The following is a 15099-nucleotide window of genomic DNA, read 5'->3' as shown; positions in this document are numbered from 1 at the left end:
AGATACAAGGAAGACATCATGGTTAATACGGGAAAGGCCGGTCTGGGCCGCTTTGTCTACAGCTTTGCGGTGATCTCGGACACCCATGTCAATCCAGACGAAGATCGCTGCAACTCGCCCTTTCCCGTGAACGCCCGCGCCAATCGCCGGTTTCGCTTTGTAGTCGCAGATATCAACCGCAGAGAGGTGGACTTTGTTGTCCACCTCGGTGATCTGCTTCACCCCGTGCCTGAGACTGGAGAGCTGTTTGCGCAGGCCGCCGAAGCTTACCGCGCAATTGTGTCGGACCTGACGATGCCAATCCATGTGCTGCCGGGAAACCACGATATCGGCGACACGCCAATCAGTGGCGGGCCAGCAAGCCCCACTACGCCCAAAATGATCGAAGCGTGGGAAAAGGAGTTTGGCGCCCAATACCACAGCTTCGAAAAGGGTGGGGTGCGTTTTCTTCTGCTGAACGCGCAATTGATCAATTCCGGGCTGCAGGATGAAGCGGATCAAAGACGTTGGGTTGAAAACGAGCTTGCCGCGGCGCAAGGGCAGCGGGTCATTCTCATGCTGCACCATCCGACCTATCTGTGTTATCCCGACGAACTTGATCACTATGACAATACTGATCAGCCGGGTAGGGGATGGCTGTTGGGGCTGCTCGAAAAACATGAGATCGAGGCCATGTTTTCAGGTCACGCTCACAACTTCTGGTACGATCGTTATAGCAAGACGGATTTTTACCTGGCGCCAGCGACCAGCTTTGTCCGGCAGGACTATTCAGAAATGCTGAGGGCAATTCCACCGGAAGGCAGTGAATTCGGTCGCAATGACGCTGCGAAACTGGGCTATTTTTTGGTAAGTGTTTATGAAAACGGCCACGTCACGAAGTTTGTGCGTACCAACGGAGCAGAGCTGGCACCCGGTGAAAAACCAACCGGCGATCTGCAGCCTTTGGCCCCTGACCCGAGGGAAAACACCCGGCCACTGATAGGCTTTGACCTTCGTAAGAATTGGGCGGAGATATCAGAGGTGCCTCCCAGCGGTGGCTTGGACGAATTCGATCGCAAACCGGTTCGCAATGACTATCATCTTCTGGCGCTGCAAGAGATGGGCATCCGGGACGTGCGTCTCCCTCTGCATGATCTTCTGGACCCTGTGCGCCGCGCCCGGATCGGCCTTCTGAAACATCTTGGATTTCGCATCACGCTGTTTGGTTACAGTATTCCTGAAAACCACCTGAATTTGATCGCGTCCGTCGCTGACAACTTGTTTGATTGGGAGATCACGTTGAATTGGCGCGACGTGGAGGGATCTGTTGATGCGCTGTCTAAGGCATACGAAAAAACCGGCTTGCCGATCTACATTTCCCGGATGCGCACGAAAGAGGATATCAAAGCTGATGGTACGTATTTTCATGTGATAAATCACGGGTTCGATACACAGGACAGGCACCAGATAGAAATTCTAGCGACCCTTCCGAATTCCTGCGGACTTGCGGGTGCTGTGTTCCGGCTGGGCAACACCGAGCCGGTTGCGGATAGATTAGAAGCCGCAGATCGGGTGGTTACGCGCTACGGCTTGAAAGCATCGGTGCATCTGCGCGTCGCCGGAGACAACCCTGCCATTCCCCATAGGGATGATGACGCGACCAACGCCCGGGTCCTTGAGGCAATGGAAACCAGCGCAATGCTTAAAAACACGCGGGTGTTTTGCGATACCCTTGCCGATGTCGATCGTGGTTACTTTGTGCGCAACGGTGCGATTGATCGATACAATAACCCGCGCCTCCTTTTGGAAACTGTCCGCGTGCGTCATGTCGGCAATAAATGAACGCGTATACGGCTGGCAAAGCAGCTGCACTTATTCAAACCTAACTGCCCTACGGGTCAAACAATAGGGCGCGTCAGTTGGACTGGCACTGAACCAATTCGAGCGTGCATTTTCAATTCAACCAACGCCCTCTGACCTGAAAGGGAGATATCTTGCAGTGAATGGAGCCAGAACCGGGATCTACAGGGCCATCACTTATCCTGAGGCAGCCGGATAATTGCCATTTTATCCTGTGTCATGTCGTGCATCGTGTATCTGATCCCGCCGGTGTTGTAACCGGATTGGCGGCGGCCTGCGAAGGGCATCCAGTCAACCCGAAAGGCCGTATGATCATTGACCATGACCGCCGTGGCATCCAGCGTGCGTACCGCCGTCAGCGCGCGATCCAGTGACTGGGTGAAAACCGCAGACTGGAAGGCGAAAGGCAATGCGTTCGCGGCCTCAACTGCGCCATCGAAAGTGTCATAGCCATAAACACAGACAACGGGTCCGAAAATTTCCAACGTCGAGACTTTGGCATCCGCCGGAGGGTTCAGCAATACGGTGGGCGCGTAGGTTGTCGGCCCCAACCGTTTACCGCCGGTCAGAACGCGCGCGCCGCCAGCGATTGCCTCGTGTACCCATTCTGCAACCCTGTCAACTTCGCCCGGACGGATCAGTGGACCGCAATCAACCGTTTCATCAGCGGCGTTTCCAACCTTTAGCTGAGATGCAGCCTCGGCCAGTCGCGTGGCGACCTCTTCGGCCATATCCATTGGCGCAAAGACCCGCTGTGTCGAAACGCAGACCTGCCCGGAATGGTAAAACCCGCCCTTCGACAAAACCGGGATCATTGCGTCCAGATCGGCATCGGTGTCCACAATCACCGGTGCGGCACCGCCATGTTCCAATGCGCAGCGTGTACCCGGTGCCAGTTTGGATCGCAGCATCCACCCCACACGGGCTGATCCGATGAAGGTAAAGAAAGCCGTGCGCGGGTCGGTGATCAACTGTTCCGCCACTGCATTGTCGCAGGCTACAAAATGACAGAATTCCTGCGGCAGGCCAGCCTCGTGCAGCATGTCGACAAAGACCTTGCAGGACAGAGGCGTGTCGAGGGCTGGCTTCACCAGCACCGGGCACCCGGTTGCCACAGCAGGGGCGACCTGATGCACAATCAGGTTCAGCGGGTGATTGAACGCGCTGGCGGCCACAACCACCCCGATGGGTTCGCGGGTCGTAAATGCCAAGCGCCCGGCTCCGGCGGCGGTCAGGTCCATCGGGATTTCGCGCCCCGACATCTGCCCGATCTCGTGGATGCACAAACCCACCCCATCTATGGCGCGCGTCACTTCGACCCGCGCATCAATCAAGGGTTTGCCACCTTCATCGGCGATCAGATGCGCCAATTCGTCGAACCGGGCCCGCATCAGAGCAGCGGTTTTTTCCAGAATTTCAATCCGATTATAAGCGGGCAACCACGCGGACCTGTCCCGGAACAGAGAGTGAGCACGATCCAGCATCGGCTCGACCTCGTCCCATGTTCGCAGGTCAATCGCGCCTATTTTCTCAAGGCTGAATGGGTTCACGACATCCAGGCTGGTACTCATATCAGGCATACCTTGGCTTCCAGTTCTTCGATCAGGACGCGCTGGTTTTCGCTGTAATCGACAGGTACGTCGATCAGATGCACGCCACCCGATGCAAAGGCGGCCTCGAATGTCGGAACCAAGTCTTCGGTGCGTTCGACGCGGTGGCCGGTTGCGCCATAGCTGTTGGCGTATTGCACAAAATCGGGATTGTTGAATTCCAACCCCCAATCGTCAAACCCTGCATGAGCCTGTTTCCAGCGGATCATTCCGTAAGAGCTGTCATTCAGCACGGTCACCACCAGGTTCAACCCCAGCCGCACGGCGGTTTCCAGTTCCTGGCTGTTCATCATGAATCCACCATCGCCACAGATCGCCATGACCCGGCGGTCAGGATACTGCATCGCCGCCATCATCGCCGAGGGCAACCCCGCCCCCATCGTCGCCAGCGCGTTGTCCAGCAGCACGGTGTTGGGCTCATACGCTTTATAGTTTCGGGCATACCAGATCTTGTAGATGCCGTTGTCCAGCGCGATTATATCGCTGTCACCCATCACCTTGCGGGTGTCGGCAACGATACGCTGCGGGATGATCGGAAAGCGCGGATCATCGGCCCCTTCGGATGTGTGTTTTTCCCTCTCCTCGCGCACAAGCCGGAAATAGCTGTCATCAAACTCCAGCGGACCGTCGAGGATTTCGGCCAGGCGCGTGATTGATTTGGCCAGATCGCCGACAACCTCGATCTGCGGGAAATAGACCTGATCGACCTGCGCGGCCTTGTAGTTCACATGGATCACCTTGGTGCCGCCCTCTTCCATGAAGAAAGGCGGTTTTTCCACGACATCATGGCCGACATTGATGATAAGGTCGGCCCGGTCGATGGCGCAGTGCAGATAGTCGCCGTCGCTTAACGCAGCCGTTCCCATGAACAGCTCAGACCGTTCATCAATGACACCTTTGCCCATTTGTGTGTCAAAGAATGGGATCTGAGTGTCTGCCACAAACCGGCTGAGCGCTTTGCGCGCGTCCTTGCGATTGGCCCCGGCCCCCAGCAAAAGCAGGGGCATCTTTGCCGATCGGATCAGTTCAGCGGCTTCCTGCAAAACCGTATGATCCGCCACAGCATAGTGGCGCGGATGAGGCTGCAGAACTGGTGCGTCGGTGGCTTCAGCCGCAATATCTTCTGGCAGTTCCAGCAATACCGCGCCGGGGCGCTCTTCCTCGGCCACGCGGAACGCCTCGCGGATCAGGGCAGGGATCGTGTTGCCATGCACGATCTGCTTGGACATCTTGCAGATCGGATCAAACAGACCGACCACATCGATGATTTGAAATTGCCCCTGTTTGGACTTCTTGATCGGCTTTTGCCCGGTGATCATAATCAGGGGCATCCCCCCCAAATGGGCATATGCAGCCGGAGTTGCGAAGTTTGTCGCCCCCGGTCCCAGCGTTGCCATGCAGACACCTGCCTTGCCGGTCAAACGGCCATAGGTGGCCGCCATAAAGGCCGCGCCCTGTTCGTGGCGCGTCAACACCAATTCGATGGATGACGTGCGCAAGGATTCAAGAACATCAAGGTTTTCTTCGCCAGGCACAGCAAAAACTCGGGTGACCCCTTCGGCTTCGAGGGCGGCAACAAGCAGGTCAGAGGCTTTGGTCGGAGTAGATTTGGCAGACATGGAAACACTCACCTAAATGGGGTTTGAAGGGAACTATAGACAGCAATTGCGAGTTATTCAGCCGCCGCCACATGTTGCGGTTCGGGATAAAGCTCGCTCATCGGTAAAGAGCGGCCGTTTTCCAATACCAACCGCGCGTGGTGTCGCCTGAGAAGTCGGGGTTCAGCCACGCCGCAGCTATGGGCGATAATGCCGATCTCTTTCTTCATGTTCATTGCATAGCTGGCCACGCGTTCCGATTTATTGGCCGGGTCCAACCCAAATTGCAGCTTGGGATTGTGGGTGGTGATCCCCGTTGGGCAGGTGTTTTTGTTGCACTGCAATGCCTGAATGCAGCCTAGGGCAAACATGAACCCGCGGGCCGAGTTGACAAAATCGGCCCCTGCGCAATAGGCCCAGGCCACTTCGGACGGGTTGATCATCTTGCCGCTGGCGCAGACCTTGACCCGGTCGCGCAGACCATGCGCCTTCAGCACATCAATGACCAGAGGCAAGCTTTCGCGTATCGGCATCCCCATATTGTCGATCAGGCTCATGGGGGCTGCGCCTGTTCCACCATCGGCGCTGTCGATGGTCACGAAATCCGGGGCGCTTTCAACACCGCGCCGCAGAATTGCAGCACAGAGGTCTTCAAAGAATCCTTGCGCGCCGATCACCGCCTTGAAGCCCACCGGCTTGCCAGTAACTTCCCGCACAAAGGCGATCATGTCCAGCAGATCGTTAACGCTGTCGATATCAGGATGCCGGTTCGGGCTGATCGCGTCCTGCCCGGGTTCGATCCCCCGGATTTCGGCAATCTCTTCGGTGACTTTGACGCCGGGCAGAATACCGCCTTTGCCGGGTTTTGCCCCCTGACTTAGTTTGATCTCGAACATCTTGACGGCATCATGCGCCGCAACCTCGCGCAGCTTGTCCTCGTCAAACCCGCCTTCGGGTTTACGAACGCCGAATTTGCCGGTTCCGATCTGAAAGACGATGTCGGCGCCGCCTTCCAGATGATATGGCGACAGCCCGCCTTCGCCCGTGTTCATCCAGATCCCCGCTTTTTTTGCACCCAAAGACAGGGCACGCACCGCCGGGATTGAGATGGCTCCATAACTCATGCCCGAGATGTTGAAAATCGAACTGGTCTTATAGGGATGACGCGCAAAAGGTCCGATTTCGACCTCGGCGGGTTCCTCGGCGTCTTTCTCCAGCGTTGGAAATGGACAGTTGGCGAAGAACACGGTTCCCGACGGCTTCAAATCCCGGCTTGATCCGAAGGCGACAGTGGAATCCACATCCTTGGCCGCCCGGTAAACCCAGGATCGTTCCGCCCGGTTGAACGGCATCTCCTCTCTGTCCAGTGCAAAGAAATACTGCCGCAGAAACTCACCGACATGTTCGAACCCGTAACGGAACCGCGCAATGACCGGGTAGTTGCGGCGCAGCGTGCTTTCGGTTTGCGTCCGGTCGCGAACATATAAAACCACAACCCAAAGCGCTGCCAGACCGACGCAAAGGACAAAAGAGTACGTAAGTATTTCGAGCAATTGAAATGCTGCTCCGGAAAACTCTGCCATATTCATGTCGAAGCCGGCTCCCGTAGTTGTTTCACTGACCTGCTTTGCCATGAGGTAACCTCATGCAGCGTTCACAACACTTAAAGGCGCCGATCCGAGTGAACTAGTAAGCCTGCGCGCGATTTGGATCACACCCGCTGACAAGCGCGAGACAGAATTTTCCGTATCTGTGAGGTCATTGAAACAAATTGGATTGTTGGTGGAAAAATGCGCATCCCTCAGCAGGCCGGGCAAAAGCTTTAATCTTGCCCGGGTCGGTTGGTCGGCGGCCTTAAAAAGCTATCTCTGGCTTCTCGATGTTCTGAACAGAAGCAGGAACACGAAAACGGAACCAATCGAGGTGGTAACGATCCCAACGGGCAGTTCTTGCGGAGCCAGCAAAAGGCGGCTGAGAATATCTGAACCTGTCAGCAAGGCCGCCCCGACAATCGCTGCGGTGGGTAATAGATGCCGGTGCAACGGCCCTGCGATCCCACGGGCGATATGAGGGACCATCAGGCCGACGAAACCGATCACGCCTGCCACCGAGACGAACACAGCTGTTGCAAGGGCCGCGACAAAGAACATGCTGAACCGCAGCCCCTGCACCGGCACGCCCAGCGTTGCAGCTGTCAGGTCTCCGGTCAGCAATGCGTCTAGCCAGCGGGCGCGATAGAGCGCGTAGGCCAGAATAAGCAACAATCCGGCGCAGACCAGCGGGAACGTCTCCCACCGGGCTAGGCCCAGACCGCCCAGCATCCAGAAGATCACCGAATGCGCGGCGCGGCTGTCGCCGGCGAAGATCAAATAGTTGGTGATGGCAGAGAACAAGAAGGACACGGCCAAACCGGCCAATATCAGTTTCTCGGGTGCGCTGGTGCGCAACCCGTGAACCAGCGCCAGCACGATACCCGACGCTACAAGTCCTCCGCAGAACGCGGCCAGAGGTAAGGTCCAAAAGCCCAGAATATCCCCGGTCACTGTGATGACGAACACGGCACCTGCCGCCGCGCCCGAGGACAGGCCAAACAAAAACGGGTCGGCCAAGTCGTTGCGCGTCGTGGTTTGCAAAACCACACCGACAATGCCCAAACCAGCCCCGATCACGGCCGCGAACAAGGCGCGCGGCAGGCGCAGATCAAAGACGATCCGGTGCAGCGGTGACATCTCTCCTTCGCTCAGGCCCGTTCCCAGCAAGATCGCCGTGACCGTGTCCGCGACAGGGATGGATGTGGTGCCATAGATGGTGGACATCAGTAAGAGGGCGGCCAATACGGCCGCCCCCAGCACAAGTGTCAGGCCCAGTCGGCCCATATCAGTTGAGGCCTGGATGCATGGCCTGGGCCATTTTCGAAATCGCTTCGATATTTGCCGGTCCGGGGGTCAATTCCTCGTACCGCAGACCGATCCAGCGCTCGTTTTTCACGGCTTCGGTCTGTGACATCACTGGATGTTCCTGTAGAAACTTGAACGTGTCCGCAGCGCCATTGCCTGTCTGATAATCAAGCAGCACAAGGAATTCCGGGTTTGCGGCGGCGACCGCCTCCCACGAGGTTCGACCCCAGCTTGTTTCCATGTCGTGGGTCACGTTTTCACCACCCGCGGCAGCAATCATAGCATCGGGGATGGCGAACTTACCTGCGGTGAATGGCGCGTCCGCCGGGCCGTCCAGCAAGAAAACGCGGGGTTTCGCCAGGTCGGCAGTCTGCGCTTCGATCACTGAGAGTTCGTCTTTCCAGCCCGTGACCAGCGCCTCGGCCTTGTCTTCAACGTGCATGACCTGACCCAGGCGCAGGACGTCATTGAACAGCAGGTCCATGCTGGCTTCGGGGCGATCCTTGTCCAGATGCACACAGCTTTCGGTCAGGATCATGGTCTTGATACCAAAGGGCTCCAGCGTATCCGGGGTCACATCTCCGCCCGGCTTCATGCCGTAATACCAGCCAGCAAAGAACAGGTCGGGTTCCACGGCAACAAGGTTTTCGACCGTTGGGTATTTCGGTGCCAGTTCGGGGATGTCGCCGCGCAGGGTGTCGAATTCCGGGCTGGTTTTGTACCAGCCGGTGATGCCGGTCAGACCGACGATCTTGTTCTGCAGGCCCAACGCGAAGGCCATATCGGTCATGTTCATGTCATGCACAACCAGACGCTCGGGCTGGGCTTCGAACACCAGCGGCGCTCCGCAGTTGTCGACGGTGACCTCGTGGGCGGACGCGCCGCCTGCCATGGCTGTGACCAGCGCCACGGACCAGATGTGTTTCATTGGGGAATGTTCCTTGGTTTAGGTTGAGATTGTGGATTTTCGGATATCCAGCGCTGGAATCACGCGGCCTTCGTGGTGAAAACACAGGTATTCAACGCCAAAAGTATCGCGGACCCGCTGGGGGGTCAGCACTTCGGCCACGGGGCCAAATCCCGTCAGCCGCGTTGATTTCATCAGGGCCACGTGGGTGGCGAATTCCGGGATCATGACAAGATCATGGACAATCATCACAACCGTGATGCCGAGTTCGGCGATCAGAGACAGCATCCGACCCTTGGCATCTGGATCGAGATGGTTGGTTGGCTCATCCAGGAACAACAACGATGGGTTCTGTGCCAGTGCCCGGGCGATATGCGCGCGTTGACGTTCGCCCCCGGACAGTACCGCCATGCGCTTGTCTGCCAGCGCGCCAAGGTCGGTCAGCTCAAGGATTCTGTTAAGTTCTCTGGCATGTTCATCCGCCGAACGGTCGGCCCAGATCGGAATCTGGCCCATGGCAACATAGTCCCGCAACAACAGCCTGCCATCCGGTTGTTCTTGCTGGCCCACAACAGCGATCATGCGGGCGCGTTCCATTGCGGGCATATTTTTCAGGCTGCGTTCCTTGACCAATACATTGCCCAATACAATCTCAGCCGCCCCGCACAGAAGGTTCAAAAGCGTGGTTTTTCCCGCCCCATTTGGACCGGCAATTGCCAGTATCGCGCCCTCGGCCAATTCAAACGAGACACCTTGCAGAAGAACGTCACCATTGAGCGCATAGTATTCGAGATCACGCGCAACCAGAAAAGATGAGGTCGTCATGATGGCTCCCCCAATTGAATCCGAGGCAAACGAGAAAGGGTTTTTGTAAATAGTGGTTGCGGCCGGTCCGTCGCGTTGGTCCAACCGTCTGCGACGTTGCGGTACTGATGTGCGAATTCCGCCAGCGCGTCGAAATCTTCGGCAGTTTCAATATCGCCGAACAGGTAGTGTGCTTTGCCGACAGCCTGAAATCCGACGGCTGTTGGTCGCGCGCAGCCCGCCATGCAGGTAACGGTGCGCACTGCGAACCCGGTTGGCAACCTGCCGGTCAACGCATTGCGCATGACATCAACAGGCAATGCGCCGGTACAGGTCGAGCAGATCAGAAGGAAATGGTCAGGTGTTTCCGGCATAGTCCGCTCCGCTTAAAGCCAAGCGCGGACAGAAGGTGCCGATCATGTACACACGTTTCAGACGTGCCATCAAAGCCTCCTTCCAGGACGCCCCGCCCCGGGTTGGTTGAACATGTGATGGCAGGTCTCCTGACTTGCGGGTCGATGCTTGGCCATCCTTCCCGGCCCAATGACCAGTGGATTTTGGCGTCGCTCACCGCTTACAGTTGCGGGGGCAGTCACGGATTTGGCGCCAAAGTGGCGAACCGCACCGTATTCCCTTTTCATCCCTTGGGCGTACCATCGGGAACCATCTGGCCCTTGCTTGTCTTAGACTGGGGGCCATGTCAATCACGATTTGAAACAACAACTTTTCGATCGGAACTCAAACGCTCAGGGTTTCGAAGTCTGCCGCATGCGTTTTCGCTGTAAGTGCGACACCCAGTGCCGCATGGGTCGCGACAGCATACTGTGTTAGAGGTGGCATTTTTTCCTTCATGTTTGAGAATTTAATTTGAAAACAGTCGATTGCCGGTCACGCGCGAGCGTTCGGGCTTCGGCCTGGCTGAGTGACACGAGCGTTTCTTCTGATGAAAGCCCCTTGGCCCGCGATTTTGACCAGATGCGGCGCGCGGATACCGGTGACCATGGCAATGCCGCTTCTGACAACCACTGTCGCAACGGGGCTGGAAGGCCGTCAAACACATCCATCGGATCGGTTGATCGATGCTTGCGGCGCAAGCTGCATTGCCCGAGGTTACGTCTCATGCTTCGGTTTCCGGATTTTCCACTGGGTCCAAAACCAAGACGAGACGGGATTCACTGGTACCTTCGATTGGAGGCGAGCGATGCACCATCCCTGACGATGGTCGCTCGGGCCAGAGTGTTCCCCGTAGCAGGATCGGAGCGCCGGTCTGAACGGTAAACACAAGCGCGGGATCGTTTCCATCAGTCGAGGTGCCGTATTGTGTTCCAGTGCCACGATAGGTGCAGACCAACCGGGCGGTGACAGCATCGGTATGAAATTTACGGCAAGCATTGGTGGTGACAACATCCAGCCGCAGCCGCAGGAAGTTGGCGTTCATCAGCTCGCAGAACATGTCGGCCAGAGAAGTGATATCATCCTGAAGCCACGCTCTTTCAGTCCCGTTAGGCATACCGGAGATATCGCAGAGTTGCCCCACGGTCGTCTTAACGGCGCTTGGTGGAAGAATGACTCGCCCACTTGGCAAAGACTTGGGATCAAGTTGGTCAAGCCAGCTTTGCATATCCGGCGGGGTTCGCCGGCGCCAAATCAAAGCGGCACAGTTTGGCTGTGCAAAAGTGCGGAGTGCCGCCGGATCATCTGCGAAGCTCACACCGGTGACGTTGTCTTTCACGGGCTTTCTAACGAAGTTCATGCTGCATCCTCTGCCCGGCGCCAAATCGGGAAGGGGTCCGGCAGTTCCGGCAAATTGTCGGGCCCTGCCGCCGAAACTGCTGGAATAAGGCAATTGTCCAATCGTGCCTTCAAACTTTGCCAGTCGATCCCGGCACCGATGAAAACGATCTCTTGACGGCGGTCGCCCCACGGCTCTTGCCAGTGGGCCTGCATATAGGCGCGGGCGCTGTCATGTGCGGGGCGTCGCTCTTCGGGAACTGATGCCCACCAGGTGCCGAGTGGTTTGACGCTGGACAATGCGCCGGCGAGTGAAAATTCAGCCACCCAGTCGGGGCGTGTCGAAACCCAAAAGTGGCCTTTGGCCCGGATCACCCCTGGCAGATCACCGTTGAGAACGTCCAAAATGCGTTCGGGAACGAACGGAAGTCGCGCCCGGTAAACGTATGACGCAACCCCGTATTCCTCAGTCTCAGGCACGTGGTCGGCAAAGCCGTACAGTTCCTTTGCCCACATCGGGTGTTCATAGGCTTGCACGAAGTCAAACAAGCCGGTGTCCAGGATCTTTTCTGCGGCAACTTCCGAATGGTTGGTCTCGATGATCTCGGCATCTGCATTCAGACTGCGGATGATCTTGCGGGCCGCATCAACTTTTTCTGACCCCGCATCATCAACCTTGTTCAGGATCACCACATCAGAGAATTCTATTTGATCCGTAAGCAAGTGGACCAGAGTTCGCTCGTCTTCTTCTCCCATCGTTTCGCCTCGGTCTCGTAGGAAATCGTGGGACGAGAAATCGTTCAGCAAGTTCACCGCATCGACAACCGTTACCATGGTGTCGAGCCGCGCCACGTCCGACAAGCTGTCGCCCGCTTCATCCCGGAAATCGAAAGTTGCTGCCACAGGCAATGGTTCGGAAATGCCTGTGGATTCAATAAGCAGGTAGTCAAAACGTCCTTCCGCAGCGAGGCGCCGGACTTCCTCCAAAAGATCGTCCCGAAGGGTACAACAGATGCAGCCATTCGACATTTCTACCAGAGTTTCATCCGTCCGGCTGAGTTCGGTATCGGCCCGTACCAGATCGGCGTCGATATTCACCTCGGACATATCGTTGACGATGACCGCGACCCGACGCCCTTCGCGGTTGTTCAGGACTCGGTTCAAAAGGGTGGTCTTGCCCGCCCCTAAGAAGCCGGAAAGGACGGTGACAGGAAGTCGGGTATCTGACATGGGTTGCTCCGAATGGTGCCTTGAGAATCACGTAACTTACGCAGTTACTAGACGAATGCAACAGTTATTGTTACGTGTGATATCTGCTTGGAGAAGAACGACAAATGAAGCGCAATAGCCGCCTATCCCTCGCCCTGCACACGCTCGGCCACATGGCCGGAGATCCGAATCGTAAGCGTACATCTGCGGATATCGCCGAGCATTCAGGGACGAACCCGGTGGTGGTACGCCGCGTCTTGGGACGGCTTCGTGACGCGGGTCTGTTAACTTCGGAAAAAGGCCACGCAGGAGGGTGGAGTCTGGCACGCGAACCAGACAGCATAACCCTGGCGGATGTGTATCTTGCGTTGGACGAAAGTCTGATCGCCTCTGGCAGAGAAGACCATGCCCCCAAATGTTCAGTGGAACATGCGTTGCACCGTCGCGTTTCGAGTATCATGAAGGAGATCGAGCAAAGCCTAGTCGACCGTCTCGGCGAGACAACCATCTCCGAAGTCAGAGGCAAGTAATACCTGATCAAGTATCGCGGCAAGTTTCTCTTCATTCTCACCACATCGTTTGACGCTATGGGTGCAACATTCCTGTTGTTTAAGGGGCGCACCAACTGGGGTGGGGATACGTCCCTTGGTAAGGCTCAGCTTTAACTTCGGGCTTGTTGGATCTGCCTCATGACCATAAGACGGGTGGACCGCGTTTCTCACAGCCCACCGGGAACATGTTGCAAAGCCCTAGGAGTACACAATGAAATCAATATTGACGGCTGCGTCGATGACCTTGCTTTTCACAACCGCGCTGTACGCCGAGGAAAAGGTCTATGTTTACAATTGGGCTGACTATATCGACGAGTCTCTGCTGCAGAAATTCACCACCGAAACGGGGGTCGAAGTCGTCTACGATAACTTCGATTCCAATGACTTGCTTGAAACCAAAATGCTTGCAGGCAAGTCTGGTTATGACGTTGTGTTTCCCTCGGGCACGTTTTTGCAACGTCAGATAGAAGCCGGTGTCTTCCAACCGCTGGACAAAGCCCAACTGCCCAACTCGGTTAACCTGTGGGATGCTATCGAACAACGAACCGCGACCTTCGATCCGGAGAATAGCTACTCAGTTAACTATATGTGGGGTTCAACGGGCATTGCTGTGAATGTCGAAAAAGTTCGCGAGGCGCTTGGTGGCGATATCCCACTGGATTCGATGGAGCTGCTGTTTAACCCGGAGTACGTGTCCAAGCTGTCCGATTGTGGCGTGAATTTTCTGGATGCTCCTTCCGAGCTTATCCCCGCTGCCCTGACCTATATCGGAGAGGATCCGAATACGCGCGATCTCGATGTTATCGCCAAAGCTGAACCGGTTCTTAACGCGGTTCGTCCTTACGTCAGGAAATTCAATTCGACAGGCTATATCTCGGACCTTGCGACCGGTGAAGTGTGCGTTTCAATGGCCTGGTCAGGTGATGGCCTGCAAGCCCGAAGCCGGGCCGCCGAATCCGGAAACGGGATTGTAATTGAGTATAGCGCTTTCCGAGAAGGTTCGGGCATGTGGTTCGACCAGATCGCGATCCCTGCGGATGCCCCTCATCCGGAACTGGCCCATAAGTTCATTAACTTCCTGATGGAGCCAGAAAACGCGGCCGCAATTTCAAACTATGTTTGGTATGCAAACGGAAACCTTGCGTCGCAAGAGTTTCTGAACGAAGCGATTTTGAATGACCCGGGCCTCTATCCGTCTGAAGAAGGGATGAAGAACCTCTATATGAAGATGCCTTGGGACGCTGAGATGCAGCGTTTCGTGACGCGAATGTGGACGCGGGTTAAATCTGGCGTGTAGGTCGCCTTTTGACGCTAACCTATTCGTCTAAAAAGCACAAAACGACTGATACGTGCAAAATGTTGGGGCTGGGAAAAGCTTACCTTGCCCCAATGCACTTTGCAGAAGGCCCCAGCCGGTGTCGTAGGTCGCAGTCTGTGCTTTTTTCACATTTGACCCCGGCTGACGACGCAATAAGACTTAGCTTCAAAGCGGAAACCAAGGGTTTGAAAAGGGATCGCGACCAAACAGCTAATTTGGGGCAGGAAAAGTCAGATGACGCCGAATGATGGCAGCGCGAGTACGTTAGAAAAAATCCTGTGCGCAATTGCCGTGGGTTTGGATCGGCAAGCAGAGACTTCGCCTGAATACCCAAATTCAAACCTCTCCAGCCCAGATTTCGGTTACCAGGTACGACAAAACCAGATTTGCGCAGTCGGTTGGTTGCTTTTTTTGTTTGGCGCAACACCGCGCAGAAGGCTGGGCCGACTTGTTCTGAAATCAATGCGGGATGTGGGTCTTGCAAAAGTCCCCCGTTGGAAATTGTCACGGGCAATTGACGATGCAGCGGGCTCGTTGAACGACCAATACCCAAATGTGGTGAACAAGGCGATTGTCGGCACGCCGGATGATAACTCCGATCGTATTGTGCAAAGAGTTCAAAGCCTTATTGGCTT

General features: G+C 56.2%; 13 protein-coding genes and 1 riboswitch. Of the genes, 3 read left to right on the top strand and 10 right to left on the bottom strand.

Features of this window, described 5'->3' with window-relative positions; all coding sequences use genetic code 11:
- The first annotated feature begins 18 nt into the window (after positions 1-18).
- Positions 19-1821 carry a metallophosphoesterase family protein gene (locus ACR0DL_RS17590; protein ID WP_480690512.1) on the top strand — a complete coding sequence of 601 codons (1803 nt, stop codon included), beginning with the start codon at positions 19-21 and terminating at the stop codon, positions 1819-1821.
- Positions 1822-2012: 191 nt separating this feature from the next.
- On the opposite strand, the gene ACR0DL_RS17585 is transcribed toward ACR0DL_RS17590, so the two are convergent.
- The 10 genes from ACR0DL_RS17585 to ACR0DL_RS17540 all read right to left on the bottom strand — a co-directional run bounded on the left by ACR0DL_RS17585 (position 2013) and on the right by ACR0DL_RS17540 (position 12616).
- Complete coding sequence (locus tag ACR0DL_RS17585) at positions 2013-3410, bottom strand: aldehyde dehydrogenase family protein (protein ID WP_480690510.1); 1398 nt, start codon at positions 3408-3410, stop codon at positions 2013-2015.
- Complete coding sequence (locus ACR0DL_RS17580) at positions 3407-5068, bottom strand: acetolactate synthase large subunit (protein WP_480690508.1); 1662 nt, start codon at positions 5066-5068, stop codon at positions 3407-3409. The genes ACR0DL_RS17585 and ACR0DL_RS17580 overlap by 4 nt, the downstream gene beginning before the upstream one ends.
- A 53-nt stretch (positions 5069-5121) precedes the next feature.
- Complete coding sequence (locus tag ACR0DL_RS17575; protein ID WP_226689587.1) at positions 5122-6630, bottom strand: FMN-binding glutamate synthase family protein; 1509 nt, start codon at positions 6628-6630, stop codon at positions 5122-5124.
- A 279-nt stretch (positions 6631-6909) separates the two neighbouring features.
- Positions 6910-7923: a FecCD family ABC transporter permease gene (locus ACR0DL_RS17570; protein ID WP_480690506.1), complete on the bottom strand. Its 1014-nt coding sequence runs from the start codon at positions 7921-7923 to the stop codon at positions 6910-6912.
- A 1-nt stretch (position 7924) separates the two neighbouring features.
- A complete protein-coding gene (locus ACR0DL_RS17565; RefSeq protein ID WP_170413295.1) occupies positions 7925-8872 on the bottom strand; it encodes an ABC transporter substrate-binding protein in 948 nt (315 codons plus the stop codon).
- Positions 8873-8890: 18 nt separating this feature from the next.
- On the bottom strand, positions 8891-9676 hold the full coding sequence (locus tag ACR0DL_RS17560; RefSeq protein WP_425082577.1) for an ABC transporter ATP-binding protein: 786 nt from the start codon (positions 9674-9676) through the stop codon (positions 8891-8893).
- Positions 9673-10029, bottom strand: a complete 357-nt coding sequence (locus ACR0DL_RS17555) for a DUF1636 family protein (RefSeq protein ID WP_425082576.1) — start codon at positions 10027-10029, stop codon at positions 9673-9675. The genes ACR0DL_RS17560 and ACR0DL_RS17555 overlap by 4 nt, the downstream gene beginning before the upstream one ends.
- A 102-nt stretch (positions 10030-10131) precedes the next feature.
- Positions 10132-10338, bottom strand: a riboswitch (cobalamin riboswitch).
- A 165-nt stretch (positions 10339-10503) separates the two neighbouring features.
- Complete coding sequence (locus ACR0DL_RS17550; protein WP_170362608.1) at positions 10504-10776, bottom strand: DUF6525 family protein; 273 nt, start codon at positions 10774-10776, stop codon at positions 10504-10506.
- Positions 10773-11408 carry a DUF1826 domain-containing protein gene (locus ACR0DL_RS17545; RefSeq protein WP_480690504.1) on the bottom strand — a complete coding sequence of 212 codons (636 nt, stop codon included), beginning with the start codon at positions 11406-11408 and terminating at the stop codon, positions 10773-10775. The genes ACR0DL_RS17550 and ACR0DL_RS17545 overlap by 4 nt, the downstream gene beginning before the upstream one ends.
- Complete coding sequence (locus ACR0DL_RS17540; RefSeq protein ID WP_480690502.1) at positions 11405-12616, bottom strand: GTP-binding protein; 1212 nt, start codon at positions 12614-12616, stop codon at positions 11405-11407. The genes ACR0DL_RS17545 and ACR0DL_RS17540 overlap by 4 nt, the downstream gene beginning before the upstream one ends.
- Positions 12617-12720: 104 nt before the next feature.
- Here ACR0DL_RS17540 and ACR0DL_RS17535 point away from each other — a divergent pair, with 104 nt between their 5' ends.
- Entirely contained in the window at positions 12721-13125 is a 405-nt protein-coding gene (locus ACR0DL_RS17535; protein ID WP_170351190.1) for an RrF2 family transcriptional regulator, read from the top strand.
- A 232-nt stretch (positions 13126-13357) separates the two neighbouring features.
- A complete protein-coding gene (locus tag ACR0DL_RS17530) occupies positions 13358-14443 on the top strand; it encodes a polyamine ABC transporter substrate-binding protein (protein ID WP_480690500.1) in 1086 nt (361 codons plus the stop codon).
- Positions 14444-15099: the final 656 nt, after the last annotated feature.

This window comes from Ruegeria sp. BB5 (genome assembly GCF_056539405.1).
The sequence above is the reverse complement of the archived record's forward strand: the minus strand, read 5'-3'. Positions and strand labels throughout refer to the sequence as shown.

What these genes read in the sequence shown, in the direction of transcription:
- ACR0DL_RS17555 (WP_425082576.1), bottom strand. Translation starts at nt 10,029, where the DNA reads ATGCCGGAAACACCTGACCATTTCCTTCTGATCTGCTCGACCTGTACC.
- ACR0DL_RS17590 (WP_480690512.1), top strand. Translation starts at nt 19, where the DNA reads ATGGTTAATACGGGAAAGGCCGGTCTGGGCCGCTTTGTCTACAGCTTT.
- ACR0DL_RS17565 (WP_170413295.1), bottom strand. Translation starts at nt 8,872, where the DNA reads ATGAAACACATCTGGTCCGTGGCGCTGGTCACAGCCATGGCAGGCGGC.
- ACR0DL_RS17540 (WP_480690502.1), bottom strand. Translation starts at nt 12,616, where the DNA reads ATGTCAGATACCCGACTTCCTGTCACCGTCCTTTCCGGCTTCTTAGGG.
- ACR0DL_RS17580 (WP_480690508.1), bottom strand. Translation starts at nt 5,068, where the DNA reads ATGTCTGCCAAATCTACTCCGACCAAAGCCTCTGACCTGCTTGTTGCC.
- ACR0DL_RS17585 (WP_480690510.1), bottom strand. Translation starts at nt 3,410, where the DNA reads ATGAGTACCAGCCTGGATGTCGTGAACCCATTCAGCCTTGAGAAAATA.
- ACR0DL_RS17530 (WP_480690500.1), top strand. Translation starts at nt 13,358, where the DNA reads ATGAAATCAATATTGACGGCTGCGTCGATGACCTTGCTTTTCACAACC.
- ACR0DL_RS17545 (WP_480690504.1), bottom strand. Translation starts at nt 11,408, where the DNA reads ATGAACTTCGTTAGAAAGCCCGTGAAAGACAACGTCACCGGTGTGAGC.
- ACR0DL_RS17570 (WP_480690506.1), bottom strand. Translation starts at nt 7,923, where the DNA reads ATGGGCCGACTGGGCCTGACACTTGTGCTGGGGGCGGCCGTATTGGCC.
- ACR0DL_RS17550 (WP_170362608.1), bottom strand. Translation starts at nt 10,776, where the DNA reads ATGAGACGTAACCTCGGGCAATGCAGCTTGCGCCGCAAGCATCGATCA.
- ACR0DL_RS17535 (WP_170351190.1), top strand. Translation starts at nt 12,721, where the DNA reads ATGAAGCGCAATAGCCGCCTATCCCTCGCCCTGCACACGCTCGGCCAC.
- ACR0DL_RS17560 (WP_425082577.1), bottom strand. Translation starts at nt 9,676, where the DNA reads ATGACGACCTCATCTTTTCTGGTTGCGCGTGATCTCGAATACTATGCG.
- ACR0DL_RS17575 (WP_226689587.1), bottom strand. Translation starts at nt 6,630, where the DNA reads ATGGCAGAGTTTTCCGGAGCAGCATTTCAATTGCTCGAAATACTTACG.